General features: G+C 58.2%; 19 protein-coding genes. 5 read left to right on the top strand and 14 right to left on the bottom strand.

What is annotated here, in order from left to right; all coding sequences use genetic code 11:
- Positions 1 to 87: 87 nt before the first annotated feature.
- The 7 genes from HF945_RS16275 to HF945_RS16245 all read right to left on the bottom strand — a co-directional run bounded on the left by HF945_RS16275 (position 88) and on the right by HF945_RS16245 (position 7,552).
- On the bottom strand, positions 88 to 504 hold the full coding sequence (locus HF945_RS16275; RefSeq protein ID WP_290523608.1) for a hypothetical protein: 417 nt from the start codon (positions 502 to 504) through the stop codon (positions 88 to 90).
- A 329-nt stretch (positions 505 to 833) separates the two neighbouring features.
- The gene (locus HF945_RS16270) at positions 834 to 1,838 is read right to left on the bottom strand and encodes a hypothetical protein (protein WP_290523607.1); all 1,005 of its coding nucleotides are present in this window, start codon (positions 1,836 to 1,838) and stop codon (positions 834 to 836) included.
- A gap of 511 nt (positions 1,839 to 2,349) precedes the next feature.
- Positions 2,350 to 3,489, bottom strand: a complete 1,140-nt coding sequence (locus HF945_RS16265; RefSeq protein ID WP_290523606.1) for an acyl-CoA dehydrogenase family protein — start codon at positions 3,487 to 3,489, stop codon at positions 2,350 to 2,352.
- A gap of 170 nt (positions 3,490 to 3,659) precedes the next feature.
- Positions 3,660 to 4,109, bottom strand: a complete 450-nt coding sequence (locus tag HF945_RS16260) for an OsmC family protein (RefSeq protein ID WP_290523605.1) — start codon at positions 4,107 to 4,109, stop codon at positions 3,660 to 3,662.
- Between the two features lie 607 nt (positions 4,110 to 4,716).
- Positions 4,717 to 5,574, bottom strand: coding sequence for an alpha/beta fold hydrolase (locus tag HF945_RS16255; protein WP_290523604.1), 858 nt, complete (start codon positions 5,572 to 5,574; stop codon positions 4,717 to 4,719).
- 152 nt (positions 5,575 to 5,726) lie between these two features.
- The gene (locus HF945_RS16250) at positions 5,727 to 6,887 is read right to left on the bottom strand and encodes an alpha/beta fold hydrolase (RefSeq protein ID WP_290523603.1); all 1,161 of its coding nucleotides are present in this window, start codon (positions 6,885 to 6,887) and stop codon (positions 5,727 to 5,729) included.
- Positions 6,888 to 6,889: 2 nt separating this feature from the next.
- Entirely contained in the window at positions 6,890 to 7,552 is a 663-nt protein-coding gene (locus tag HF945_RS16245) for a VOC family protein (protein WP_290523602.1), read from the bottom strand.
- A 162-nt stretch (positions 7,553 to 7,714) separates the two neighbouring features.
- Between HF945_RS16245 and HF945_RS16240 the strand changes: the two genes are divergently transcribed.
- Positions 7,715 to 8,650, top strand: coding sequence for a hydroxymethylglutaryl-CoA lyase (locus HF945_RS16240; RefSeq protein ID WP_290523601.1), 936 nt, complete (start codon positions 7,715 to 7,717; stop codon positions 8,648 to 8,650).
- An 84-nt stretch (positions 8,651 to 8,734) separates the two neighbouring features.
- Here HF945_RS16240 and HF945_RS16235 read toward each other — a convergent pair whose 3' ends face one another.
- The gene (locus tag HF945_RS16235) at positions 8,735 to 11,266 is read right to left on the bottom strand and encodes a hypothetical protein (protein ID WP_290523600.1); all 2,532 of its coding nucleotides are present in this window, start codon (positions 11,264 to 11,266) and stop codon (positions 8,735 to 8,737) included.
- A 404-nt stretch (positions 11,267 to 11,670) separates the two neighbouring features.
- Positions 11,671 to 12,315: a response regulator transcription factor gene (locus HF945_RS16230; RefSeq protein WP_290523599.1), complete on the bottom strand. Its 645-nt coding sequence runs from the start codon at positions 12,313 to 12,315 to the stop codon at positions 11,671 to 11,673.
- A gap of 192 nt (positions 12,316 to 12,507) precedes the next feature.
- On the opposite strand from HF945_RS16230, the gene HF945_RS16225 reads away from it, so the two are divergent.
- Positions 12,508 to 14,595 (top strand): sensor histidine kinase, encoded by a 2,088-nt coding sequence (locus HF945_RS16225; RefSeq protein ID WP_290523598.1) that lies wholly within the window; start codon positions 12,508 to 12,510, stop codon positions 14,593 to 14,595.
- A gap of 440 nt (positions 14,596 to 15,035) precedes the next feature.
- Here the strand turns inward: HF945_RS16225 and HF945_RS16220 are convergent, their stop codons facing one another.
- From HF945_RS16220 to HF945_RS16200, 5 genes are all read right to left on the bottom strand, one after another.
- The gene (locus HF945_RS16220; RefSeq protein WP_290523597.1) at positions 15,036 to 16,172 is read right to left on the bottom strand and encodes a hypothetical protein; all 1,137 of its coding nucleotides are present in this window, start codon (positions 16,170 to 16,172) and stop codon (positions 15,036 to 15,038) included.
- A gap of 444 nt (positions 16,173 to 16,616) precedes the next feature.
- Entirely contained in the window at positions 16,617 to 18,098 is a 1,482-nt protein-coding gene (locus HF945_RS16215; RefSeq protein ID WP_290523596.1) for a diguanylate cyclase, read from the bottom strand.
- 175 nt (positions 18,099 to 18,273) lie between these two features.
- Complete coding sequence (locus HF945_RS16210) at positions 18,274 to 18,822, bottom strand: YggT family protein (protein ID WP_290523595.1); 549 nt, start codon at positions 18,820 to 18,822, stop codon at positions 18,274 to 18,276.
- Positions 18,823 to 19,051: 229 nt separating this feature from the next.
- Positions 19,052 to 19,861: a pyrroline-5-carboxylate reductase gene (gene proC, locus HF945_RS16205; RefSeq protein WP_290523594.1), complete on the bottom strand. Its 810-nt coding sequence runs from the start codon at positions 19,859 to 19,861 to the stop codon at positions 19,052 to 19,054.
- Between the two features lie 42 nt (positions 19,862 to 19,903).
- Positions 19,904 to 20,590, bottom strand: a complete 687-nt coding sequence (locus HF945_RS16200; protein WP_290523593.1) for a YggS family pyridoxal phosphate-dependent enzyme — start codon at positions 20,588 to 20,590, stop codon at positions 19,904 to 19,906.
- Positions 20,591 to 20,816: 226 nt separating this feature from the next.
- On the opposite strand from HF945_RS16200, the gene HF945_RS16195 reads away from it, so the two are divergent.
- The 3 genes from HF945_RS16195 to HF945_RS16185 all read left to right on the top strand — a co-directional run bounded on the left by HF945_RS16195 (position 20,817) and on the right by HF945_RS16185 (position 24,374).
- On the top strand, positions 20,817 to 21,851 hold the full coding sequence (locus tag HF945_RS16195) for a type IV pilus twitching motility protein PilT (RefSeq protein ID WP_290523592.1): 1,035 nt from the start codon (positions 20,817 to 20,819) through the stop codon (positions 21,849 to 21,851).
- A 60-nt stretch (positions 21,852 to 21,911) separates the two neighbouring features.
- The gene (locus tag HF945_RS16190; protein ID WP_290525436.1) at positions 21,912 to 23,033 is read left to right on the top strand and encodes a PilT/PilU family type 4a pilus ATPase; all 1,122 of its coding nucleotides are present in this window, start codon (positions 21,912 to 21,914) and stop codon (positions 23,031 to 23,033) included.
- 282 nt (positions 23,034 to 23,315) lie between these two features.
- A complete protein-coding gene (locus HF945_RS16185; protein WP_290523591.1) occupies positions 23,316 to 24,374 on the top strand; it encodes an AraC family transcriptional regulator in 1,059 nt (352 codons plus the stop codon).
- Positions 24,375 to 24,533: the final 159 nt, after the last annotated feature.

The raw sequence follows: 24,533 nt of genomic DNA, 5'->3' as shown, positions 1-24,533 counted from the left end.
CCCCCACAAGCGATAGTGCGCCTGTCGCCTCTCTACAGCTCAGACGGGCCCTTGTGCAGCACGGCCACTGACCCCTGGCAGGCAGGGTCACTCTTCAACCCGACATCTTCCCTTCCCGGATGCCGCCAGGGATTCACAGAAGGTCGCCACATCCGGGTTCTCAAACTTGGAGGAAATGAATTCTCCCGGAATCAGCCCCTCATCCCAGCGAGTGGAGGCCAGCAGGTACCGATCCGCATCTTTGTCCTCAAAGATTTCCACCACCGCCCGGGTCTGATGAATAAAGAGATCCCGCAGCTCGCGCCCGCAACGCAAGGCAGCCCCCCTATCCTCCGCCTGGCAGTCATAACCTGCCGCGGTAAAAAAGGTGTCGGCATACTGCATCAATGGCGCCGAGCTACCCGCATCAGATGTCAGGCTACGCACCCGATCCCCGGCCACATTGGTGCAACCGGCGGACAACAGCAAAAAAACCAAGGCAAGAAAAGGGAGAAGTCGATACATAGCAGGCTCATTCACAGGATGAGATGGGAAAAATGGCTTCATACATGGAACTTTGATTCAAGGCAGGAAGCCATCGCTGACATCATTTGCCTTCTGAGAGAGGGTCATTCAATACCCAAGGCTCACAGGAACCAAGGGGCAGACCTCACATTTCTCACGCCAACATGACAATCATCGACTGACAACTCTTTCCAGTGGTGAAAGCCGGGATCTCATGGAGGTCCGTGAAATGTGAGGTCTGCCCCCTGTGCTTGCATTGGCAGTCACGCCTCAATAACCGGCGCAGCTTTGCTGTGTCCGGCGCCGAAGGCGCGAAGTTGATTGACTTGTTACGTGTGCGCATCCTCTATCTCCTGCAGTCTGTCATACCAAGACCATAAATCTTCAAAGTTCGCATCTTTTGGTAGAGGATTATTCTCAATGAACAGCGCCTTTAAGAACTGATTTAAATATGCTTCACCAGTACGTCTTGGATGATTTGCTATCCATGAGTTGTAAAAATTATTTTCTACTCGATAATGATGTGAGTGTATAAATCGCGACCATGTCTCGCGCAGGTCATCTTCGTCTCTGACATCTATGATCTCAAACTCTTCCATGTTCCTCTCATCCACACTGCCCCAAGCATCTTTTAACAGAGCTATTGCACTAGCGTCTGATGTTGGAGCACCGTACCCAAATATGCTTACCATAAAGGCGTGCTTCAACAGATCCGCCATTGTTGCCCATTGGCGGGATATAAACTCATCTAAGTGATAGTTTTTCTCTCCTACAGGATAAAGTAATTGTGTGCATGTTAACGGCTCTCCACAATGATGGCAGTAACCACCGTTATTACCCATCATGTGACCGTCCTGGCAATAACCTACCTCTACATTTCCGTGAAGGAATAACGTTCTCGGCATCTTAAAACGTTGACCATTCCTGCGAATTGCCTGAACTAAAAATGGATCCCAATTAAAGGTTGCGATGAAGTCTTTGTTGCGAAGTGACAATACTAGATGGTCGTAAATCGTTGGCTCATCAGGTAGCTCCATCCCTTTAAAATAGTCATAGACTACTTTTTCTAACTCTTCTCTGATATCACTTAGTTCGGTTTTTTGATGAATCTCGGTGTATATATCCTCGAAATTGGTAGAGGAAAAAGATAAGCCCGTTCGAGCTATTAAATTCTCAATGCCTAGTGTTTCAACAAAGTTATTCATTAGGGGAAGCTTGCGGCCGTTTCTATCCCCATTAGGAAAAGCGGCGTAGCTTGCACCAGCTCCCAAAATAACTACGTGGGGTTTTCCGACTTCAATTTGTTTTATTTCTTCTTCTGCAGATACTTCCATGATTATTCTAGTGCACGTAACAGCGTATTCAGTCGAACGAATCGACTTAACTCAATTCGACATAATTATTTTCATCAATTCAGGCGGGGCGATCATTTTTGCTTTTAGAACAGCAAGATACCTGGCAGATGAGAATTTATCCCAACAGACAAAACACGAAGCGTCAACATAGTCCCCGTACTAGCGTTCCGAAAAAGGCTCTTTTCCCCCCGTACCGTTCCACCCTATATCAATAAGTTATCGTTTTCTGTAAGCCATCTCTTACAAAATTAAAGCCCGGTCTGTTGAGCACGGCACATGCCATCAATATGGCATTATTCTTCCGTGCCGATTTTGGTTTTGGTGTTTCCTTGTTGTGATCAGGTTTCGCCTGCAGGCAGGCTCCCACAGCGGAGCTGGTTTCTGATTTTGATTTTCCTCATAGCTCACAGCTCAAAGCTCGCCGCTGTTTTTCCCAGCCATAAAAAAACGCGGCCGAAGCCGCGTTTCTTTATTCGCCAACCCGAGGGGGTTACCGGCCCAGGATATCCCGGGAGATAATTTCCTTCATGATCTCGCTGGTGCCGCCGTAGATGCGCTGGATGCGGGCATCCACGTAGTCACGGGAGATCGGGTATTCCTGCATGTAGCCGTAGCCACCGAACAGTTGCAGACACTTGTCGGCAACCACGCCCTGCAGCTCGGTGGTGGTGAGCTTGGCGATGGAGGCGTTGGTGGTGCTCAGTTCGCCCTTGTCGTATTCGGTGGTGCACTGGCTGCAGAATGCCTTGTTGATCTGGGTCTGGGCGTGCAGATCCGCCAGCACGTAACGGGTGTTCTGGAACTTGCTGATCGGCTGACCGAAGGCCATGCGCTCCTGGGTGTATTCAATGGTGCGCTCGATCATGCCTTCACAGGCGGCCACAGCACCCAGGGCCAGGATCAGGCGTTCGCGGGGCAGTTCGTTCATCAGGTTGGCAAAGCCTTTGCCTTCACCACCGAGGATCTGGTCAGCGCCCACTTTCACGTCTTCGAAAAACAGCTCGGAGGTATCGGCGGCGTGGTGGCCCATTTTTTCCAGGTTACGCCCGCGGGAGAAGCCCGGCAGGGTGCAGTCCACGGTGAACAGGGTCATGCCTTTGGACCCGGCGTTGGGGTCGGTCTTGGTGGCCAGTACGATCACATCACAGTGTTGGCCGTTGGTGATGAAGGTCTTCTGGCCATTGATGCTGTAGCCTTCACCGTCCTTGTCGGCACGGGTCTTCATGCCCTGCAGGTCGGAACCGGCGCCCGGCTCGGTCATGCCGATGGCGCCCACGGCTTCACCACTGACCATTTTCGGCAGCCAGGTCTGCTTCTGCTCTTCGGTGCCCAGGTGGAGGATGTAGGGGGCGACGATATCCGAGTGCACGGACAGGTTGGAGGCCAGGGCGCCGTAGCCAGCCCGTGAGGCTTCTTCGATAATCACTGCTGACAGGGTGAAGGTGGCACCGAAGCCGCCGTATTCTTCCGGCACGTCCACGCACAGCAGGCCGTTCTCGCCCATCTTGTTCCACAGTTCGCGGGGGAATTTCTCGTCCTTTTCCCACTGGTCGTAGTGGGGGGCCACTTCGTTTTCGAGGAATTTCTTGACGTTGTCGCGGAACAGTTCGATTTCGTTCTGATCAAGCATACTGGCTCTTCCTGTTGGTCATTAACGTGCACGGACGGGTCCGTGCCGGCAAATTATGGCCAACATTCTAGCGGGATGCCGTGAGGCTCACATCAACCCGGGGTGACCATTCAGTCTTTTGTATACCCGGGCAGGTCAGTGGGCGGCCCCCAGGGCCGCCTGTGCGCTCATCAGGCCGGCTCGATCACCACGTCCGAGTTGAGGGAATTGGCCACAAAACAGTTGCGGTGGGCACTGTCGTGGAGTTTTTCCAGGGCCGGGCCGTCCATATCTGCATCGTCGAACACCACCCGGGGACGCAGCACGATACGGGTGATGGCCATACGACCGTCCGCGTTCTTTTCCACCGTGCCTGAGGGCTGGTCGATGTAGCTGAGCACCTTGAGGCCTCGCTTGGCGGCAATGGAAAGGAACGTGAGCATGTGGCAGCTGGAAGTGGCCGCCACCACGGCTTCGTCCGGGTTGACCTTGCTGCCGCTGCCGAAGAAGTCCGGCGAGGCCGATGCCTGTACCACTTCCCCGCCGCCCAGGGTCCACTCGTGGTCTCGGTTGAAGGTTTCGTAGTCGAAAGGGGTATCCGGTTTCAGATGCCAGGCAACCGTAGCTCCATACTCACTCATTGCGCGCTTCCTTTTTCAACGATGGCTGATACTTCAACCATGATCCGGAATAGCCGCAAAGGCAACTCGACTTGAGTCGATCTTGATGGTCGTCAAGGTTTGATGGGTGAGAGGGAGAATTTCTACCACAGAGGACACAGAGTTCACTGAGAAAACGGTATGCCTCTGCATGCTTCCAGGGGGCTCTGCATTGGTCTCGCTCCCAGACCTGGTGGGGATCGCTTGCAGGCAAGCTCCTACGGCCAAAATATTGAGACGTTCTTAGCCCGGATTGCACCGTCATCTCAGAATGGAGACTCCCCGTTAGAGTGAGTCGAGGAACGCAAGGATCTGGCGGCGTAGAGCAAAAAACCTGTCTGAGCGGAGCGAGTCTTTTTTGCGTCCGCCAGATCCTGAGTACCGGAGTGTGCCTGCGGAGCAGGCCGAACGGAGTCGGGGCGCGGGGGAGTCCAGAGGGGTGTCGCGTTACACCCCTTTGGGCCTGTCCGGCGAGGACAAACACCTTTATCGGTGCGATGAAACTGCAGGCCAGCCTTAGCCTGCCAGGCAAGTGCCACTCTCACCGCAGGTTCGCACCTCGAGAGGGACTCCTACAAGGCAAGCAGCCTTACTCGCTGGTCTGCTCCGGCTTGAGCAGGCAGCGTTCTACCTGGTCCAGCACTCGGTTGCTGTACAGCAGTGAGGCATGGCCCAGGTAGGGGATGTGCACATTCTCTTCTGCGCCATGCAACACCGCGGAAGAGGACGGCAGGATGAAGTTGTCCATGTTGGAGAACAGGGAGAAGTAACGGGCACCGCCGGGGCAGGTTTCCCCGTTGGCCAGTTCACGGATGAACGGGCTGTTGTGGCGCAGCTGGGCAGCGGCGCCCACCGGCGGGAACAGTGCCGCAATACGGGAACCGTAATGAGGGCTGCCCAGGGTGACCACCTTGTCCACTTTCCCGGCCAGGCCCAGATTCTTCAGCGCATAACGGGTGAGCGGCCCACCCATGGAATGACAGACCAGGTGGGCTTTTTCGGCGCCGGTGGCATTGAGGATACGCTCCACATGATCGACCACTTGCTGGGACAGCTTGCGGGCATTGATGTGCGGCGGGGTATAGCTCACTGAATAGACGTTGGACCAGCCGCGCCATTTCAGGCGCCATTGCATGAGCAGGAAGTTGGCGCTGTTGCCACCATAGCCATGCACCAGGATCACCGGGGTTTCTGCATGGTGGCGGGTGCGTACCGGCGAGGCATCGTGTATCAGTCGCAGGGGATAGAGCAGGAACAGCAACAGCAGCGACCCCGCTTCCTTGAGCACCGCAAGCAGTGCTGCCCACACCCGCATGGGAGGCTCATCGGGCACCTTGGCCTGCTCAGGGAAGTTGTTGCGGTCATAGTACCAGCAGATATACAGCACCAGGGTCATGCCCACCGAATAGGCGACCACCAGGGCCAATAAAAACAGGATCACGCTCATTATTGCTCTACTCGTTCGTGAAGAATGCCAAAGTTAGCAGCACTGGCACGGTCAGGACAGCACACAGTAAAACTGTCGGACAGGATCGCTGACGGCTTGTGACATGGTGTTATCAATCTCGTCAGGCGACCGGCATTCGGCGTCCAGCTTTGCTACATCAAATCGTGTTTCTGCAGCCACTCCGTACAGCAGTTGACCGCTTCATCCATCTTGTCCTGCTGGCCAAAGTAATAGTGGTTGGCGCCCTTGATTTCGCGGCGCTCGGCCTGGCCCGGTTTGAAAGCCTCAAACAATCGCAGGGTGTGGCTGGGCGTGCAGGCGTTGTCGGCGGTGTTGCCTATCACCAGTGCAGGAATACTAATGCGGCCCGCGCAGGCCGGACCATTGGCGCGGGAATCATCAAAACTCCACTGACTCAGCCAGCCACGCAGGGTATTGAACCGGGCCAGGGCCACCGGGCCGTTGTTGACGGTTCGGGGGTCGCCCAGATAACAGCTGCCGGGGGTGCGCTCGTTGGGGTCCTGGGCCGGATCCAGCCAGCGCACGTCGCACATGGTGCGATGCACCACAAAACCGAATTCCTCGCTGTGCAGGCCCTGCTTGCGGAAATCCTCCAGCTTGCTCTTCACCCAGTCGGTGATGCGCCGGTTGCGGTCAATCTGCGCCTGTCGGAAGCGGGCCACAAACTCGTCACTGTAGGGCGGCTGGTTGGGGCAGTCCGGATGGTAAATGTCCAATTCCAGCTCCCGGTCTTCCGGGTGGTTCTCGTCCTTCACTGACGGGTCCAGCCATTCGGTCATGGTGATGGCGCGGGACACATGGGCCGCCAGCAACATGATGCCATCCGCCGGGATCAGCTGTTGTGCCACCAGATCATAGGGATCACCCGCCGGGGTCTCGGTGATCTGCGGGTCCTCTGCTTCCGCCTGATACATCAGGCTCAGGGAGCCGCCACCGGACCAGCCGCCCAGCACCACCTTCTCATAGCCCAGCTTTTCCTTGGCATAGCGCACGCAGGCTCCCAGATCCGCCACCACCTTCTCCATGAGCAAGGCACTGTCGGCGCCGCGGTAGCGGCTGTTGCAGTAGATGACGGACAAGCCCGCCTTGGCCAGCGCCGACACCATGGGCAGATAGGCGCCGCCGCCCACCGGGTGCATGAACACTACTACGGTCTTTCCCGGTCCGGATTTGGGCGTCAGCAAGTGGGCTTCCAGGGTGACCAGATCCATGGGGCCGGCATAGGTGTCCTTGAACTTGGACTCCTCAGTGAAGGCGATCAGGTGGGGGGTGCGATCGTACAGCTTGCTCATGTTCAGGCGTCCTTGTGCTCTTCTTGCTGTTGTTGTTCCTGTTGTTTTTGCTGTTGCTGTTCCATGGCCGCCTTCACCTTGGAGAAATCGGTCTTGCTGGTGTCGATACCACGCATGTCCAGGGCCGCACCAAACAGCACTTCCTTCTGGGCGCGGGTCTTTTCGGTCCAGGCCTTGAGCGCATCGTGGGCCTTGGCGGCATCGGCCTCGACTACCTTGTCGTAACTGGGATCACGCACGGTGATTTCCAGCGGGATACCGTTGGGGTCGACAAAGTAGATGGAATGGATGAAGTCGTGATCCACCGGCCCGAAACAGGGACGACCCGCCTTGTTGATACGCCGGCGCCATTCCTTCAGTTGCTCCATGGTGTCCACTTCAAACGCCAGATGCAGATCAAAGGCATGACGAGGCCGGAACTGCATTTCATCGGCACTGTCCGGGGCATCGAAGAAGGCGATGAAGTTGTCGTCACCCATCTGGAAGAACAGGTGCATGTAGTCCACCTTGCGGCCGGTGCCGGGTTCTTCGTCGAATTCCATGGCCAGGGTGAGCGGCAGGCCCAGTACATCTTCATAAAACCAGCGGGTCTGTTCCGCGTCGCGGCAGCGGTAGGCGCCATGGTGCACGTGCTTGAGCATGGCAAGGGAGGTCGGGCTGCTCATGGTCGAGGTCGCTCCTGGTTATTGTCGGTATGGTGCCATTGTTGCCACAGGAGGCCCCCGGTTTGAAATCCGAAACCACCAAGAACCTGTCAGTTCTGGCCACTCGCGCAAGCCTGCGCACAATGGCACACTTACCGGCCTGTTAACGGGTAGGACAAAGGTATGAGTGACCAGGCCATCATCAACGAAGTGGGGCTGCGCGACGGACTGCAGAACCAGCCAGTAACGGTGGACACCGAGACCAAGGCACGGCTTGCACAACTGTTGGTAGAGGCCGGGATGCGTTATCTGGAGCCGGTGAGCTTTGTCAGCCCCAAGGCCATTCCCCAGATGGCCGATGCCGCTGCCCTCACCCGGTTGCTGCCGCAAGGGGAGGACCTGCACTTCCCTCTACACTACACGGCCCTGGTGCCCAACCTGAAGGGCTACCAGCTGGCCAAAGAAGCGGGCTACCCCACCGTGGCGCTGGTGCTCTCCACCACGGATTCCTTCAATGAGCGCAATCTGCGCATGAGCCTGGAACAGGCGGCGCAGAGCTGCGAAGCCATCATCGCGGCGGCCAGGGCCGATGGCATTGCCACTCGCACCTATATCTCCGGGGCCTTTGCCTGCCCCTACGACGGGCCGGTACCGGTAACCCTGCCGCAGCAGCTCAGCGAGCGCATGTTTGCCGCGGGCTCGGATGAGGTGGCCATCGCCGACACCATCGGCGCTGGCAACCCGCAGCAGATGAAGGACATCATGGCACCGCTGATTCGCGAGTTCGGCGCGGAGAAATTCTACGTGCACCTGCACGACACCCGCGGGCTGGCCGCTGCCATGGCCTGGGCCGCGGCGGATCTGGGCGTGCGCCGTTTCGATGCCTCCATTGGCGGGCTGGGCGGCTGCCCGTTCGCCCCCGGCGCCACCGGCAACATGGCCACGGAAGATCTGGTCTACCTGCTGGAGAGTGCCGGCCTGAACACCGGCATCGATGTGGAAAAACTGCGCGCCGCCGTGGCCCTGGCGCAGCAAGCCACCCAGCGCCCATTGGGCGGGCGCATCCTCAGCTGGATGGAATCCCAGGAGAAACAGGGCAAGACGCCCTGTCTGTGGTAGTCAAAACAATTCGCACCGAACCCCGTTGAAAAAAACACCGGGCAGCATGACTGCCCGGTGTTTTTTAGTCCTTACTTTCCTGTTTCAGGGGGTGTAGGGATAGCGGAAATCACCTGACAACGATATCGCATTATCATTGCCCGGCAACACGGGCCCCATATCCCTCGCCACCAGCGTGGCGATATAGGTGCCTTCCACTTTGCCATCGCTCACACTGGTCACGTTGATGGTGCAGGACGCCCCTTCAGTCAGGTTCTGTGTGCCTGACTGGGTGTAGGTGGCACCGTAGGGGATGTTGGCCGGGGTGGAGATTGTCATGGTCGGTTTCAGGCCACCCACATCCGTGTTGCAGGTAAAGCTGCCGACCTGCATGGGAATATTGGACCACACCATCCGCATCTGGTTATTCGGGGATTCCAGATCATCAAACAGGCGGAAGAAGTAGCCGTTGCTGCCGTTGGAAGAGACCTCCGATGCCAGCAGGAACCGTTCACCGGCCACAAAATGGGTGCTGCCCTCATCGATGGTCATGCTGATGCCCTGCGCCTCACTGCCCAGTGCACCATCGTCACCGTTATTATCGGCATGGAAGGTCTGGGTGGTGAAGTTGCGGAACTTGCCGTGCACAACCAGGGTCCGCTCCGCTTCCGGCAGCTCGATATCGCCTGTCCCCAGGCCGGAGCCAAAGGCAGCACCGCCTCCGTTGCTGGGCCCCATCAGGGTGGCGGTGTACGAACCGATATACTTGCGCCCGGCATTTTGCTCGATGGTAACGGTGCAATTACCCCCGTTGGCACTCTGAAACTTGAACAGCGGATCGCTAACGGTGATCCAGCCCATCTTCAGGGTCACTTCGGTGTCACCATCGTCGCAGCTGTATTCGCCTGCCGCGGGGTTGTTGTTGCTGCCGGCCTGCAGTTCGAATTTCAGCGCATGATCCGGATGTGAGCCATCCAGCAAGGGCCGGCCACCCAGGAAATGTCCGGAGCGCATCTCACGGGTACCACTATCGATCGTCATGTCCCAACGAATCTCGTCCGCCAGGGCCGGCGCTTCGCCTTCAGTACCGGTGTGGATATAGATCCGGAACTGGCCACCGCTCAGGGTGATTTGTTCATCATCCTTGTCGTTGCTTAGCGTGGCGCTGATGATGCGGCCATCGGTGGCCCCATTACTGAAGTGATAGTCCACATCCAGTTCACAGGCCGTGGCCGTCCAGGTTTTCTGCACGGGTGGGCTGACGCTATTGTCGACGGTCAGCATTGATACCCCTGCGCCGTCTAGACACAACTGCGTACCCAGCGCGCCATGGGCGACATTTACCTGCACCCAGGCCAGATCATCTCCATTGAACGGCGTTGTGTCGATAATGTTGTAGTCGTTGCCAAAGTTATTAGCCCGAATCTGCCGCTTAGCCGTAGTGGCCATGAAGGACTCGATAAACGGCTGTTCCACAGCCCAAACATTGCCGCCATACACTACCGCTACCCCATTGCGCATACCCAATAGCTCTGCACCGGGTTCGGGTTCAGGGTCCGAACTGTCTTCCTGAATCAAGGCACGGGTGGTGGTACCCTGGCCATCATCATGGATGATTTCCATAACGTCCCCATCCGCATTGAGATAAACCCGTACGCGCTCGTCGCTATCAGACTGGCCATAATTCACTGCGACACGACGGTCGGTGGCCACATTGGTGCGGTCATAAATTTCAACAATGTCGGCAACGGTAAAACCGATGTCGGTGTCAAAATCGATATCACCCTGTGCCGAAATGATAACGGTGCCACGGGCATGATTACGGGTGCCACTTCCACAACTCGCGCAGTAACCCGGGTCACCCTCGCCGTTACCGATCACCGTGTAAGTACCGGCGTAATTCGTGAGTACGTTGAGGTTCGCGGGTAATTCCGGGTCAACCGGTTCTTCGTCTTCTGGCGCGTCCGGGAACTGGTTCAGGTTGCCGTCTTTCACCAGGTTCAGCAGGGCGCTGTAATCGGCGATGGACGGGTCATCATCAATGGCCTCCTGGATCGCATCCAGCACCTGATCCCAGGCATCGCCAATCACCAGTGCGGTGCTGAACGGATCACCTCCAGGCAGCACAAAACCGGCATTGGTCATGGCGGTGAGCAGCTCGGTTTTCTTGCTGGCTATGGTGCTGGCATCTGGCCAGTTGGCCGGTGTGGCAATCCAGCTACCGTCTGCCAGGCCGGTGGTAAGCGCCAGCACCATGTCGGTAATCGGGGTGATGTTGATTGTCCCCGGCTGGCTGGCATAGCTACGCAGCGTGACAGCCGGCGTGCCCCCGGTCACGGTAAGCACACAGGGAAGGGCTGCATTGCCGACATCACCACTCCAGGTGCCATCGGCATTGGTGGTCACGGTGGAAGTAAAACCACTGCCATCGGCACATTCTGCGGTAACTGTACCGGTCTGAATCGCCGCCCCCACCGCAGCGGTTCCGGTCAAGCTGGAGGATGCCGGCGCAGCCGGTCCACCGCTATCCACAGCACCACCGTTACTGCTACTGCCACCACCGCCACAGCCAGCCACCGTCAGGATCACTCCCAACAGTCCGGCCCCAACAATCCACTTCCCTTTGATTGGCTGCATACCCTTCCCCACGCTGCCTGATTGAGATGAATACCGTCAGCATAGGAGTGCAGGAACAATCGCATCACCCCCCAAACATGGGGGTAGCGCAAGAAAACGCTGTGCTATTAACCAGGGAAGCGGTACGAAAAAAGTTCAACGCGGGTTTACGGCAAAGCCCCCCTTTCCGCAGGTGCATCGGTTATTCGCTGCGCTCGGTGGCAGAGCGCTTCCAGCATTTTACTTCGCCCTGGGTGAGATCGGTCTCTGGCGGGAAATTCAGCTTGCGGAACTTCCCACACAAGCAGCACTATGCCGCTAGTCCGCGATGAACCAGAAAAAGGGGAAAGCTCGCTACCCACTGGAGCAGCGAGCGGGGTTTGATCAGTGGATGACGATTAAAATCGTCGCCATGGACAGTCCCATCAGGACGGATTGACCAATCCCATGTGAATGGCTTTGAGGGTGGCCTCGGCCCGGGTATTCACCTGAAGCTTGGCATACACATCCTTCATGTAGCCTGCTGCGGTGTAGTGGGAAATACCCAGCTTTTCTGCGGCATGTTTTACGCTCAGCCCTTTGGCAATCAGGGTCAGCATGTCCCGCTCCCGACGCGTCAGGGCGACTTCCTCTTCACCGGCAAACGGGTGGAAGTGTTCGAGCAAGCGTCGGGCAATGGAAGCCGACAGCGGAGGTCGCCCTTGCAGGATACCGGAGAGATGGCCGGCAAAGGCCTCTTCGGTATCATCCTTGAGCAAGTAACCATCGGCACCGGCACGCAGTGAGCCGAACAGATGCTCGGCATCATCAAAAATGGTGGTAATGATGCATTGCGCAGTGGGATTGGCTTCCTTGAATGGGCGCACCAGGGACATGCCGCTGCCATCGGGCAGCCCCAGATCGATCAGCGCCAGGTCATATCGCTGCTGCTCCATGCAGCGGACCGCATCGGCAAGATTGGTGGCACGGCTCACCTGATCTGGATCAAGTATGCTCACCACCTGCTGGTGCAACCAGTCAGCCACATCAGGAAGGTCTTCCACGATCAACACCTGTTTGACTGACAGCATGCTTACTCCATGTGGCAAGACTGGGTCTTTCACTAAAACCCGATTATAGTTTCAGGCACGCCTTATAATGGCGATACAAAAGTGGCTGACGCTGAGTCGTCAGCTATTGCAGACAGTTATAATGAGTAGCGGCCCATGGGATCAACCCCCAAAACAAGGGGGCAAGGGCACCACATCAGACAAGGGAACTTCATGCTTTCACTCAAGACCCGGATTGCCATCGGCTTTCTGCTGGTGGCCGCTTATGGGCTGATGACCATCATCGCCGCACTGTCCCTGCCGGTTAGCGATATCCAGTTCCGGGCCGATAAAGATGCCATTGTCGCCACCCTTGGGGATGGCCGAATGCTTTCGGTGGCACAGTTCAGCAACGGCCAGCAACGCATTACAGCCGACCCGAAGCTGTTGCTGGAAGAACCGGATGTACTACCCGATTACGCGGCCCTGAATGATTTCTTCAGCGCCCACCAGTTTCTGGAAAGCGCCCTCACGGCAGGGAGTTTGTTGCTGCTGGATAACGACGGCAACGCCGTGGCGATTTCATCATCGTCACGTTCTCTGGTGTCATTGCCCGGCCTTTTCTGGCTTCAGCTGATTTGCGGTTTGTCAGGCATGGTGATCTGTCTGCTGGTGTGGGTGCCGGCACGCAGCGACATTGCCATCCACTCCTTTGCCCTCACCGGGCTCAGCTACGTACTGTTCTCCTCTGCCGCCGCCATCTACAGCACCCGTGAACTGTTCCTGCCAGGACAACTTTTTGCACTGCTCTCCGGTATCAATCATTTCGGAGCCTTGCTGTTCTCCGCGTCACTGGGCGCTTTCCTTTGGAACTATCCGCGCCAGGCTCCTTCGGTCTGGTTCACCGGCATGTTCTTTCTGTTGTTTGCCGTCGCCATTGTGGTCGATCAGGCTCAACTGGTGGCCACCCCCGCCGCCGGTTTTCACTCATGGGTGATGGGAATTTTCCTGCTCGGGCTGGCAGGGGCCCTCTGGCAGGGTTGGAAAACCCGGGGGCAACGGCAGGATCGTATCGCGCTGCGCTGGACTGTGCTGTCCATCATTCTGGGTACCGCATTCTTTGCCGGCGGCATGATTCTTCCTGCCATGCTGACACTGCCAACCCCGGCGTCCCAGGGGCTGCTGTTCACTACCTTCCTGCTGATGTATGTGGGCATGGCCATGGGGGTCGTGCGCCATCGGTTATTCAATCTGGAACCCTGGTGGTTTTCTCTCTGGTCCTGGCTACTGGGCGGTCTGGTCATCATGCTCACCGACCTGCTGCTGGCCACCCTGCTCACCCTTTCCGGTCCCGCCACGCTTGCCCTTTCTGTGGCCCTGATTGGCTGGCTGTATTTCCCGGTGCGGCAATATCTGTGGGGCAGATTGATCCGCAATCAACGCCAGGGGCTGGACAGTTGGCTATCCCAGGCGCTGCCTGCCATGTTGCAGGCGCAAAAAGACACTCCGGAACAGTCCGGGATTGCCGCCGCGCTGCAAGCGGTGTTCTCGCCATTATCCTTCAAGCGCGCAGATGGCCCAGTGCAAAACGTCAGCATTGAGGACAACGGCAACCGTTTACTGGTGCCAGATACCGGACAGCCGCATCATTTCGAATTACTGCACCCCCATGGTGGGCAACGGGTATTTAGCCGACACGACGTGGATACCGGCAAGCTGGTACTGGCCCTACACGCGCTGGTCGAGCAGACCCGCACGGCCAGGGAAGAAGGCGCCAGCGAGGAACGCAAGCGCATTCGCCGGGATATGCACGATGATCTGGGCGCCAAGCTGTTACACCTGCTGCATAAATCTCCTGCGGACAGCAAACCGCTTGTGCGTGAAGCCATCGTGGATCTGCGAGATCTTCTCAAGGCCATGGAAGGGCATTCCCTGTCACTGGATGCCGCAGCCTCACAATGGCGCGAGGAAACCGCGCGTCGCTGCAGGGATCATGACGTTACCCTGCAATGGAATGAGCACATCGGGCCTGCCACGTTGCAAGCCCTGCAGTTCAGCGAAACCACGCGCATTATTCGTGAAGCAGTGAGCAATGCCCTCAAGCATTCCGATACACCTCTGCTTTCAGTGACCCTGCATGGCGGCGATGACAAACTGGACATCATCATCACCAACAACGGCCTTGATACGTCTGCGACACCTGGGGCACAACGGGGGCTGAATATCATGCAATCCCGAGCGGACAAGATCGGGGGCGATTTCGAATTCGGTATTGTGGATGAACACTGGCAAGTAATGCTGTCTGTTCCCGTTTCCCGATAGAGAACAAATGGCGGGCAAGGCGTTGCTGGCAAACAAGGTTCATCGCGGGTTAGTGGGAAATGGATTAGGGGAAGGTTGTTTTGATCTCGATGTGAGAACCTCGCGTAGCGGACTAACGCACGGAGTGCGGCCCGAAGGATGAGCGAAGCGAATGGTTTGCTTGCAAACGAAGCCTTTCCCGCACTCGATCAACCTCCCTTCGCTTGCAAGCAAGCTCCCACAGGGATAATCGGTGAGACCACGGAGGACGCCCATTATTTTTACTCAGTGATCTCTGCGATCTCTGTGGTAAAACCGGCTCTGCCAATGGGGTGGGAAGTTCAGTTTGCTGAACGAATAACCCACGCCCCTACGAAAAGAAAAGGTGTGAGGTTTTCCCGGAACCCGGGATAAACCCCAAAAAAAACGGGCCGTTATACGGCCCGTTTTTTTGGTTCAGCCTAGCGTGATGAGGCTGCCTTGCTGGCGGCCATCTCCAGTAACCCGCTTGCCAACTCGCTGCTCTCTGCATCATAGGAAGCAGGAATCAGGTTAACCTGATAGCGGGTAATATCTCTGGCCGTGGAACTGGACGTCCCACTCATGGCACTCAGCAGTCCCAACCCCTTGGTGATGCCGGAGGTCAGCTTGTCGGTTGTGGTAGTCACATCCTCAATGCTGCTGTAGAAAGTGTTGGCTGTGGCAACAGCATTGGTCGTGCTGAAAACCGGCATGTGGTTGGGCTTGATCATGCACTCTTCCTTGCCGAAACGGCTCCAGCATTTTTGCGCTGAAAGCGGCTGGAAACGCAGATCACCACTCGCCGCCAACTGAATAGTGGCATCGACTTTCGCGGAATCCTTACTGGCAAAGCCGCCAAAACTGCTGTGTCCATCGGATTCCAGCTGGGCAAAATCAATCAGGATATTGACGTTGACCCCTGTCAGGCCCAGATCCTTGATCAGGCGCCCCTCATGCTGTTGGGCTGAACTTCCCCCTGCAGCCTTGAAGGCCTGCCCAAATCCACTGGCCGTGCCGATGTATCGAGGATCGGAAATGGTTTCTCCTTCGCGACCCATCACCAGATAGCGGGTCCCCGCACTACCCTTGTATTCAAAGGGGCTTTCACGGCCTTCTGCATGCATTGCCTGGTAATGCGGGTTCGCCTTGATAGTGGCATGTGGCACCACCTGGAAACCCGCATCCGACAGTTTCTGCTCAGCGTTATCGCAAGCCTGGTTGGCAATGCGCTGCATTTCTGCTTCATCAACGCCCTTGGCGGCATAGGTGACCGATACCTTCACATCAGAACGGCGGGTGGTCCCTGTTGCACGCATGGCATCAGAACGGAAACCGCCACTGGTGGACGCCGACGCTGCACTGTTCACTCCAAACATGACATTGCAGGACAGAACACCCACCTTGTCCACACCCGCCATATATTTTTCGTTTTCTGCTGCGATGAAACTGTCCGCCTGGCTGGCCGCACTGCCATTGGCATCGTAGCTCGGCGCTTCACTGCCGGTGGTGGCACAACCTGTCACCAAGGTGGCCAAGGCCATCGCAGAAATCGTCTTGTTCCCTGACATCTTTTTCATGTGCTTTCCCCGTGGATGTAATTTGGTTGTTACTGGCCCAGCGTTTTCGGCTGTCGACTCAAGGTACCCCTGAATCACTCACAGACCCGTCCCCCCATTGCCCTGCATGGCGACGGTCACGAATGACGGAGTCGTCGTTCAGCCCGACGTAGTGGACGATTTTCATCCGGAGAAAGCGGAAAGGAAGCGACGCTGTGGCGGTAGCTGGATAGGCATCCTTGCCGGTCAGGTCTGAGACCAACCATTCCATTGCCATGACCTACTTCCCCAGATGAGAAGTGAGTCACATGCTACGCGGCGCCTGATGGGACGTGACCCCCCTGAATAGGGGGGGGGGGGGCAGCTCGGGGAGAGATGAAGGGGGCATCAGGCGTTCGGCGCCTGACAAGGCAAGCGTGAAAAAGGGAAGGCGTAGTTAAATCCTGCGCTATGCACGACCTTGTTTCATGCCGTCACTGACAGGCTTTCCACCCTGACCGCCCGCACCCCGTCGCCACCGGTATCCCGGGCTGCATAAAGGGCCTGGTCGGCGGTGCGTAACAGGTCGTCGGTATCCGGCAGGGCCACGCCCTCTTCAGGCAGCAACACCGCCACCCCTACACTCAGATGTAAAGGTTGCGCGACTGTGGTCATCTCCGCCACCGCCTGACGGCACAGATCGGCGGTTTGCAGGGCGGCATTGAGGCCCCGTTCCGGCAGAATGACCATGAACACATCCGCGCCATAACGGCCAACGATACCGCCCTCCCCGACCGTCACCTCCAGACAATCCGCCACCGCCTTGAGCAGGACATCCCCTTCGCTGTGGCCATGGGTTTCGTTGAACTGGCGGAATCCGTCCACCTCCATCAGCAGGCAGGCCAGCGGCTCGCGGCTGCGGCCACAGCTGACATGGGCCTGGCGCATGACTTCCATCATCACCGCCCGGTTACGCAGGCCGGTAAGGTTGTCGGTGCGCGCCAGCTGGGCCAGTTCCTGGTTGATCTGCTCCAGTTCTTCGCGCTTGGCCTGCAGGGCAGACTCGGCTTCGCGCTGGGGCGAGATATCCTTGATCTGGGAAAGGAAACAGCGCGGCGAGCCATCGGCGTTGCGGACGATGGACACCGCCAGCAACGCCCACACCAGTTCACCGTTACTGTGAAAGTAGCGCTTCTGCATCCAGTACTGGCTCTTCTCCCCGCACAAAAGAGACTGTACGTGCGCCAGATCCTTATGCAGGTCATCCGGGTGGGTGATGCTCTGGAAGTCCATGTCCAGCAGTTCCCGGCTGGAGTAGCCGAGCAGGTTGCAGACCGCATCATTGACCCGAAGCCAATGCCCATCCGGTGCCACAATGGCCATGGGAATGGCCGCATGCTGGAACGCGGCTTCAAACAGGAGTTCAGTGGCTTCACGATCCGCAAGGTGCTGCGCCTGACTGCTGCGCAGCCCATCTTGCTCCAGGGCGTGGCTGAGACTCTGGGCCATCAACTCGATGAACTCCAGCTCTTCCATGGTGAACGGTTCCGGGCGAATACCGGTATCGCTGAAGTTGAGGGTCCCGACCACCTCGCCCGCCACCCGCAGGGGCGTGCCGATATAGGATTCCAGCTGCATGCCCTGGTACACCGGGTGGCTGCGCATCTCTTCCAGCGCGCCCACATGATGCAGCGCCACCGTGCCACGCTTGGTGACCACTGCCTGGCAGTAGGTTTCCCCCAGAGGGAAGACATCACCGCGACCAATGGCGTCACCGCCGCCGATCACCGCCGAGACACGATATTGGCCATCGTCGATCTGGCTGACAATCCCAACGGAGAGCCCCAAGAGCTCACAGCCACGGCTCAGGTACGTCTGAAAAAGGCCGGGCAGATCGGCCTGGTCGAGTAACGATAATTGGTGCAGCGTGCGCATGGAGGTCACGCTGAAATCCCGCAGATCATCCACTGTGCGGTCCTTTCAATCCATTGTTTGATCAACCACTTTACTGGCTGGTGGCCAGAGGGAAAATGCAAGGCGCACAGGATATGCATAACGCTGGTCGGCTGGCTACCACCATTTGGAGGTAATACCCGCCGGCCAACAATGCAACGACGCCGCCTGCCGGCGGCGTCCAGGGTTATCAGTGCAGCTGAAACAGGATCTTGAGCAGCTGGATACCCAACAGAACGAACAGCGGACTCAGATCAAAGCCCCCCATGGGAGGCAACATCTTGCGCACCGGTGCCATGATCGGCTCCGTGATCTGCACAATGATCCGTACCACCGGGCTGTAGGGATCCGGTGCCACCCAGCTGAGTATCACCCGGATAAAGACCGCCCAGAACACATAGTTGAGCAGTACGCTGGCCAGCTCGCGCAGAGTGTAGAGCACCAGCTGCCCACCGATACCCGACGGGAAGCCGCCCACCTGAATACCCACAATCACCAGCGCCTTGGTAATGATCAGGATCACCACCAGCACCAGCGACGCCACATCCAGCCCCCCGTAACCCGGGACAATACGCCGTATGGGCTTGAGCAGCGGGTTGGTGGCCTTGAGCACGAACTGGGAAATCGGGTTATAGAAATCCGCCCGCGCCAACTGCAGCACAAACCGGGTCAGCACGATAAAGATGTACGCACTGAAGGCAAAATCGAGCAGGTAAATCAGGGCACCCTGGGGGTTCATGGATCACTCCGTTGGTCGCAACAGGGGAAGAGTTTGGGGCAAGGGGGGCAAATTTCAAAGGGTGGAGAACAGTTGAAAGTGAAAAGTTCAAAGTTGAAACGCAGGCCGGGTTATCATGTCTGCAGGACCCTGCCCGCGATTACCGGTAACGGCGCGGACTCAAACGCCCGAAACCCTCGCGCGCCTGCCCGCGCTTTTGAACTTTCAACTTTAAACTTTCAACTCGCCTTTATCCGGCCAGCTCTTCCGAGCGCTCCCGTGCCGCGGCGACGGCGGCCTGCACCTGTTCGCGGAAGCCGGCTTCCTCGAACACGTTGAGGGCAGCGGCGGTGGTGCCGCCGGGGCTGGTGACCTGCTGGCGCAGCACATCCGGGCCCGCCTCACTGGTGATCGCCAGCTGGGCCGCACCCCAGGCAGTCTGCAGCACCATCTGACGGGCTGTCGCCGCGTCCAGGCCCTGGGCCTTGGCCGCTTCGATCAGGGATTCCATCAGCAGGAAGAAGTAGGCCGGACCGGAGCCGGATACCGCAGTAACCGCGTCCAGTTCCTTCTCTTCATCGAACCAGAACGTCAGGCCCACAGAGCCCAGGATTTCTTTGGCCATGGCCTTCTGCTCATCGCTCACTCCCGGGGCGGCGTACAGGCCGGTGGCGCCGGCCTGTACCAGTGACGGCGTGTTAGGCATGCAGCGCACCACCGGAGTCTCACCCAGCCAGGCCTTCAGGTTGGCCACCGTGATACCTGCCGCAATGGAGATCACCAGCGGTTGGCGATCAGCGATCAGGTCACGCAGGTCTTCACACACCTGCTGCATCATCTGTGGCTTAACGGACAGCACCAGCACATCCACACGGCTGAGCACATCACGGTTGTCCGTGGAAACGTGCACCCGATGCAGCTGTGACACCTCATCAAGGCGATCCTGGGACGGGTCGCTCATCCAGATGCGGGCCGGGCGAATCCCTTTCGCCACCATGCCACCGGCCAGGCTGGTCGCCATGTTGCCGGCACCGATAAATCCGATCAGTTGCTGTGCCATAACTGCATTGTCCTTTGGTTGTCGCGCAAGCGACACGCCGGGCTAGCGGGTTGGGCGGGGGCCAAACAGGGCCGTTCCCAGCCGTATCACGGTGGCCCCTTCTTCAATGGCGACCCCGTAATCCGCACTCATGCCCATGGAGAGCGTGTCGAGGCCGGGCATTGTATTGCGCAATTGTGACAGTGTCATGGCGAGCTGTCGGAAAGCGGCACGGTTATGGTCATCACTGTCCGCCCGGGGAATGGCCATCAGGCCGCGCAGGGTCAGGTTGGGCAGGGCCGCCACCGCTTCGGCCAGCGCGGCCACCTCTGCCAACGGCACCCCGCTCTTGCTGTCCTCGTCATCCACATTCACCTGAATACACACATTCAGGGGCGGCCGTCCGGCCGGGCGCTGCTCACTGAGACGGCGAGCCACCTTGAGGCGATCCACCGAATGCACCCAGTCAAAGCGGGCCGCGATGTCGCGGGTCTTGTTGGACTGGATCGGGCCGATGAAATGCCAGACCAGATCCCGGTCTGCCAGGTCATCCATTTTGTCCAGCGCTTCCTGCAGGTAGTTCTCGCCAAAATCCCGCTGGCCCTGATCCGCCAGGGCAGCCAGCTCACTGGCGGTGCGGGTCTTGCTCACCGCCAGCAGGGTCACGGCATCCGCATCGCGGCCGGCCTGCTGGCAGGCTGCGGCGATCTCCTGACGGAGGGTCTTCAGGGGGCGGGGGGTGTCTGACATGGGGGCTCTACCTGCTGATCTGTCTGGATGGCCGTCCGGCAGGGCTTTCCTACCGGAGACGAATTCGTACTGCAGTTCCTTGAACGCCTGAAAAGGTCGGGTTACTTTAGGGCGATTAGTACGATTTTCTGAGGCCACGGGCTCGCCCGCGGTCCGCACACATAATAACGGAAAGGGGTGCCCGCCGTACCCTTTGCCACAACGCATAACAACACCAGAAGACACCATGGATATTACCGAGCTGCTCGCTTTCAGCGCCAAAAACGGCGCGTCTGACCTCCACCTCTCCGCAGGCCTGCCCCCCATGATCCGGGTGGACGGCGATGTTCGCCGCATCAACCTGCCAGCCATGGAGCACAAGGAAGTTCACGCGCTGATCTACGACATCATGAATGACAAGCAGCGCAAGGACTTCGAAGAGTTCTTCGAAACCGATTTCTCCTTCGAGGTACCGGGGGTGGCCCGTTTCCGGGTCAACGCCTTTAACCATAACCGGGGTGCCGGTGCGGTATTCCGGACCATTCCGTCCAAGGTACTGACCATGGAAGACCTGGGCATGGGCAAGGTCTTCCAGAAGGTGTCCGATTTCCCCCGTGGCATCGTACTGGTCACCGGCCCCACCGGTTCCGGTAAATCCACCACCCTGGCGGCCATGCTCGACTACATCAACAACACCCGTTACGAGCACATCCTCACCATTGAGGATCCCATCGAATTCGTACACGAATCCAAGAAGTGCCTGGTGAACCAGCGGGAAGTGCACCGTGACACCCTGGGCTTCTCAGAAGCCCTGCGTTCGGCACTGCGGGAAGATCCAGACATCATCCTGGTGGGTGAGATGCGGGATCTGGAAACCATTCGCCTGGCCCTGACCGCAGCGGAAACCGGTCACCTGGTGTTCGGCACCCTGCACACCACCTCCGCGGCCAAGACCATTGACCGGGTGGTGGACGTATTCCCGGCGGAAGAAAAATCCATGGTCCGTTCCATGCTGTCGGAATCCCTGCAGGCGGTTATCTCCCAGACCCTGATGAAGAAGAACGGCGGTGGCCGCTGCGCCGCCCACGAAATCATGATTGGCACCCCGGCGATCCGTAACCTGATCCGCGAGGACAAGGTGGCGCAGATGTACTCGGCCATCCAGACCGGGGGTCAGCTGGGCATGCAGACCCTGGATCAGTGTCTGCAAGGGCTGGTGCAGCGAGGCCTGGTGGCCCGCGATGTAGCACGGGAAAAGGCCAAGGCCCCGGATTCCATCTGATCTGGCAAAAAATGAACAATAACCGCACCGGGATGCTGCCCGGGCATGCAGGCACGTAACATGGAATTTGAAGAGCTACTCAAGATAATGGTGCAGAAGGGCGGGTCTGACCTGTTTATTACCGCAGGCGTTCCCCCCAGCATGAAGATTCACGGCAAGATCCTGCCGGTGACCAAGAACGCACTGACTCCGGATATGACCCGGGATATCGTGTTCGGGGTGATGACCGAAAAGCAGCGCAAGGAATTTGTCGATAAGCACGAGTGCAACTTCGCCATTTCCGCCCGCGGCATCGGCCGTTTCCGGGTGTCCGCCTTCTACCAGCGCAACCTGGTGGCCATGGTGCTGCGTCGCATCGAAACCAAGATCCCCAACGTGGACGAGCTGCGCCTGCCGCCGGTGATCAAGGAACTGGCCATGACCAAGCGGGGCCTGGTGATCTTCGTGGGCGCCACCGGTACGGGTAAATCCACCTCGCTGGCGTCCATGATCGGCCACCGTAACAAGAACTCGAAGGGTCACATCATCACCATCGAGGATCCCATCGAATTCATCCACCAGCACCAGGGTTGTATCGTTACCCAGCGCGAAGTGGGCATCGATACCGACAGCTTTGATGTGGCACTGAAGAACACCCTGCGTCAGGCCCCGGACGTGATCCTGATCGGTGAGATCCGGACCCGCGAAACCATGGACAAGGCCATCGCCTTCGCCGAAACCGGTCACCTGTGCCTGGCCACCCTGCACGCCAACAACGCAAACCAGGCCCTGGACCGGATCATCCACTTCTTCCCGGCGGACATGCACGACCAGCTGTGGATGGATCTGTCCCTGAACATGAAGGGCATCGTCGCCCAGCAATTGATCCCCACCCCGGACGGCAAGGGTCGCCGCGCCGCCATTGAGGTCCTCCTCGGCACCCCGCTGGTACAGGATCATATCCGCAAGGGCGAAGTGCACATGCTCAAGGAACTGATGAGCAAATCTCGCGAACAGGGCATGCAGACCTTTGACCAGGCACTCTATGATCTCTACAGCGCCGGCGAGATCACCTACGAAGATGCCATGCTCCACGCGGATTCCCCCAACGACCTGCGCCTGATGATCAAGCTCGGCAACGAAACCGATGCCTCCAGTCTGGACGTGGCGACGCGGGGATTGAGCATTGAGGACACGGAATAAGGCAGTTAATAGTTAACAGTGAATAGTTAATAGCTGCGCGGGGTGGCGTCTTGCCACACTGCGCGGACAGAGGCCGCGACCAGGCGTTTGGGCGCGGCCTCTTTCGTTTCAGGATACCCCGAACTGAACTCGTAGCTCGTAGCTCATAGCTCGTAGCTCGTAGCTCGTAGCTCGTAGCTCGTAGCTGTAATTTTCCTGCTTTTCGCTTCGAAAGGGACCGATTTCCGTCGAACGGAATTCGATCTCTATTCCCGGCGGCGTGTTTTGTTGCAGAATGATGGCATGAATCTGGATTCCATTATTACTGACAGCCCCGCCACTGACAGCGACCATTTTATTTCCGGGATCGGCTTGGCGCAGCTCTATTATGGCGCCGAGCGGCTGGGGCTGCCGGCGGCAGAGATCCTGCAGCGTTGCGGGCTGGATGCAGCCACCTCGCTGCAGCCCATGGCCCGGGTGGCCACCTGGCAGGCGGAAGCCTTCCTGCAGGAATTGCTGCTCAGCAGTCAGGATGAACTGCTGGGGCTGCATATTGGCCAGCAAATGATGCCGGCCATTTTCAACACCATGACCAAACTGGCGTTCAGTGCCGCCAGCCTGCGCGAAGCCCTCACCTTCACCACCAAATATCAGGCCCTGATCGGTGGCAACTCCGGCGGCTTTCATCTGGAAAACCGCGACAACGGCAACCTGGTGCTCACCGCTTCCATGGTCACCCAGCAACCCGTGTTGCGCCGCCACCTGATGACCAACCTGATGCTGCTGGGCACCAGCATGGTTCGCTTTATCACCGGGCAGCCCAACCTGACCGCCTGCCGGGTGCAACTGGAACACGCACCGGTCAACGATGAGGAAAAGGCGATTCTGGAAGGCATCTTCCTGTGCCCGGTCACCTTCAGCGCCGCCAGCAACCAGGTGGAGCTGGATGCCCACACGCTGGACCTGCCGATCAATGTGTTCAACGACCAGCGATTGGTGCAGGCGGAAGCGGCAGCCCGACAGCAACTGGAAGAAGTGCAAAAACAACAGGATCTGGGCAGCCAACTGCGCTGGCTGGCGCGGGACCTGATGCTCAGTGGTCTGCCCCGCCGGAAGACTGTGGCCGATCGGCTCGGCATCAGCCTGCGCACCCTGGACCGGCGCATGGCGGAACAGGGACTCTCCTGGCAACAACTGCTGGATGACACCCGCCAGCAACTGGCCCAGGATTATCTGACCATCACCGACATGACCGTGGCCGAGATCAGTCAGCGCCTGGGCTTTTCCGATACCCGCTCCTTCCAGCGCCGCTTCCAGCAATGGACCGGCATGCCCCCCTCGCAGTTTCGGGAGCAGGGATAGCGCGTCACAACACGGGGGTCGAGCTGAAAGTTTAAAGTTCAAAGTTGAAAAGGCGCGAGGTCGCTTTGGGTGATCTGGAACTCTGTGCCCGCGCCCTTACCGGGGAACGCGGGCAGGGCGTTGCAAAACCCGCGTGCCTGGTCCGCGTTTCAACTTTCA

The organism is Alcanivorax sp. (assembly GCF_017794965.1).
Taxonomy (GTDB): domain Bacteria; phylum Pseudomonadota; class Gammaproteobacteria; order Pseudomonadales; family Alcanivoracaceae; genus Alcanivorax.
This window is presented reverse-complemented; position numbering and strand designations above follow the sequence as displayed.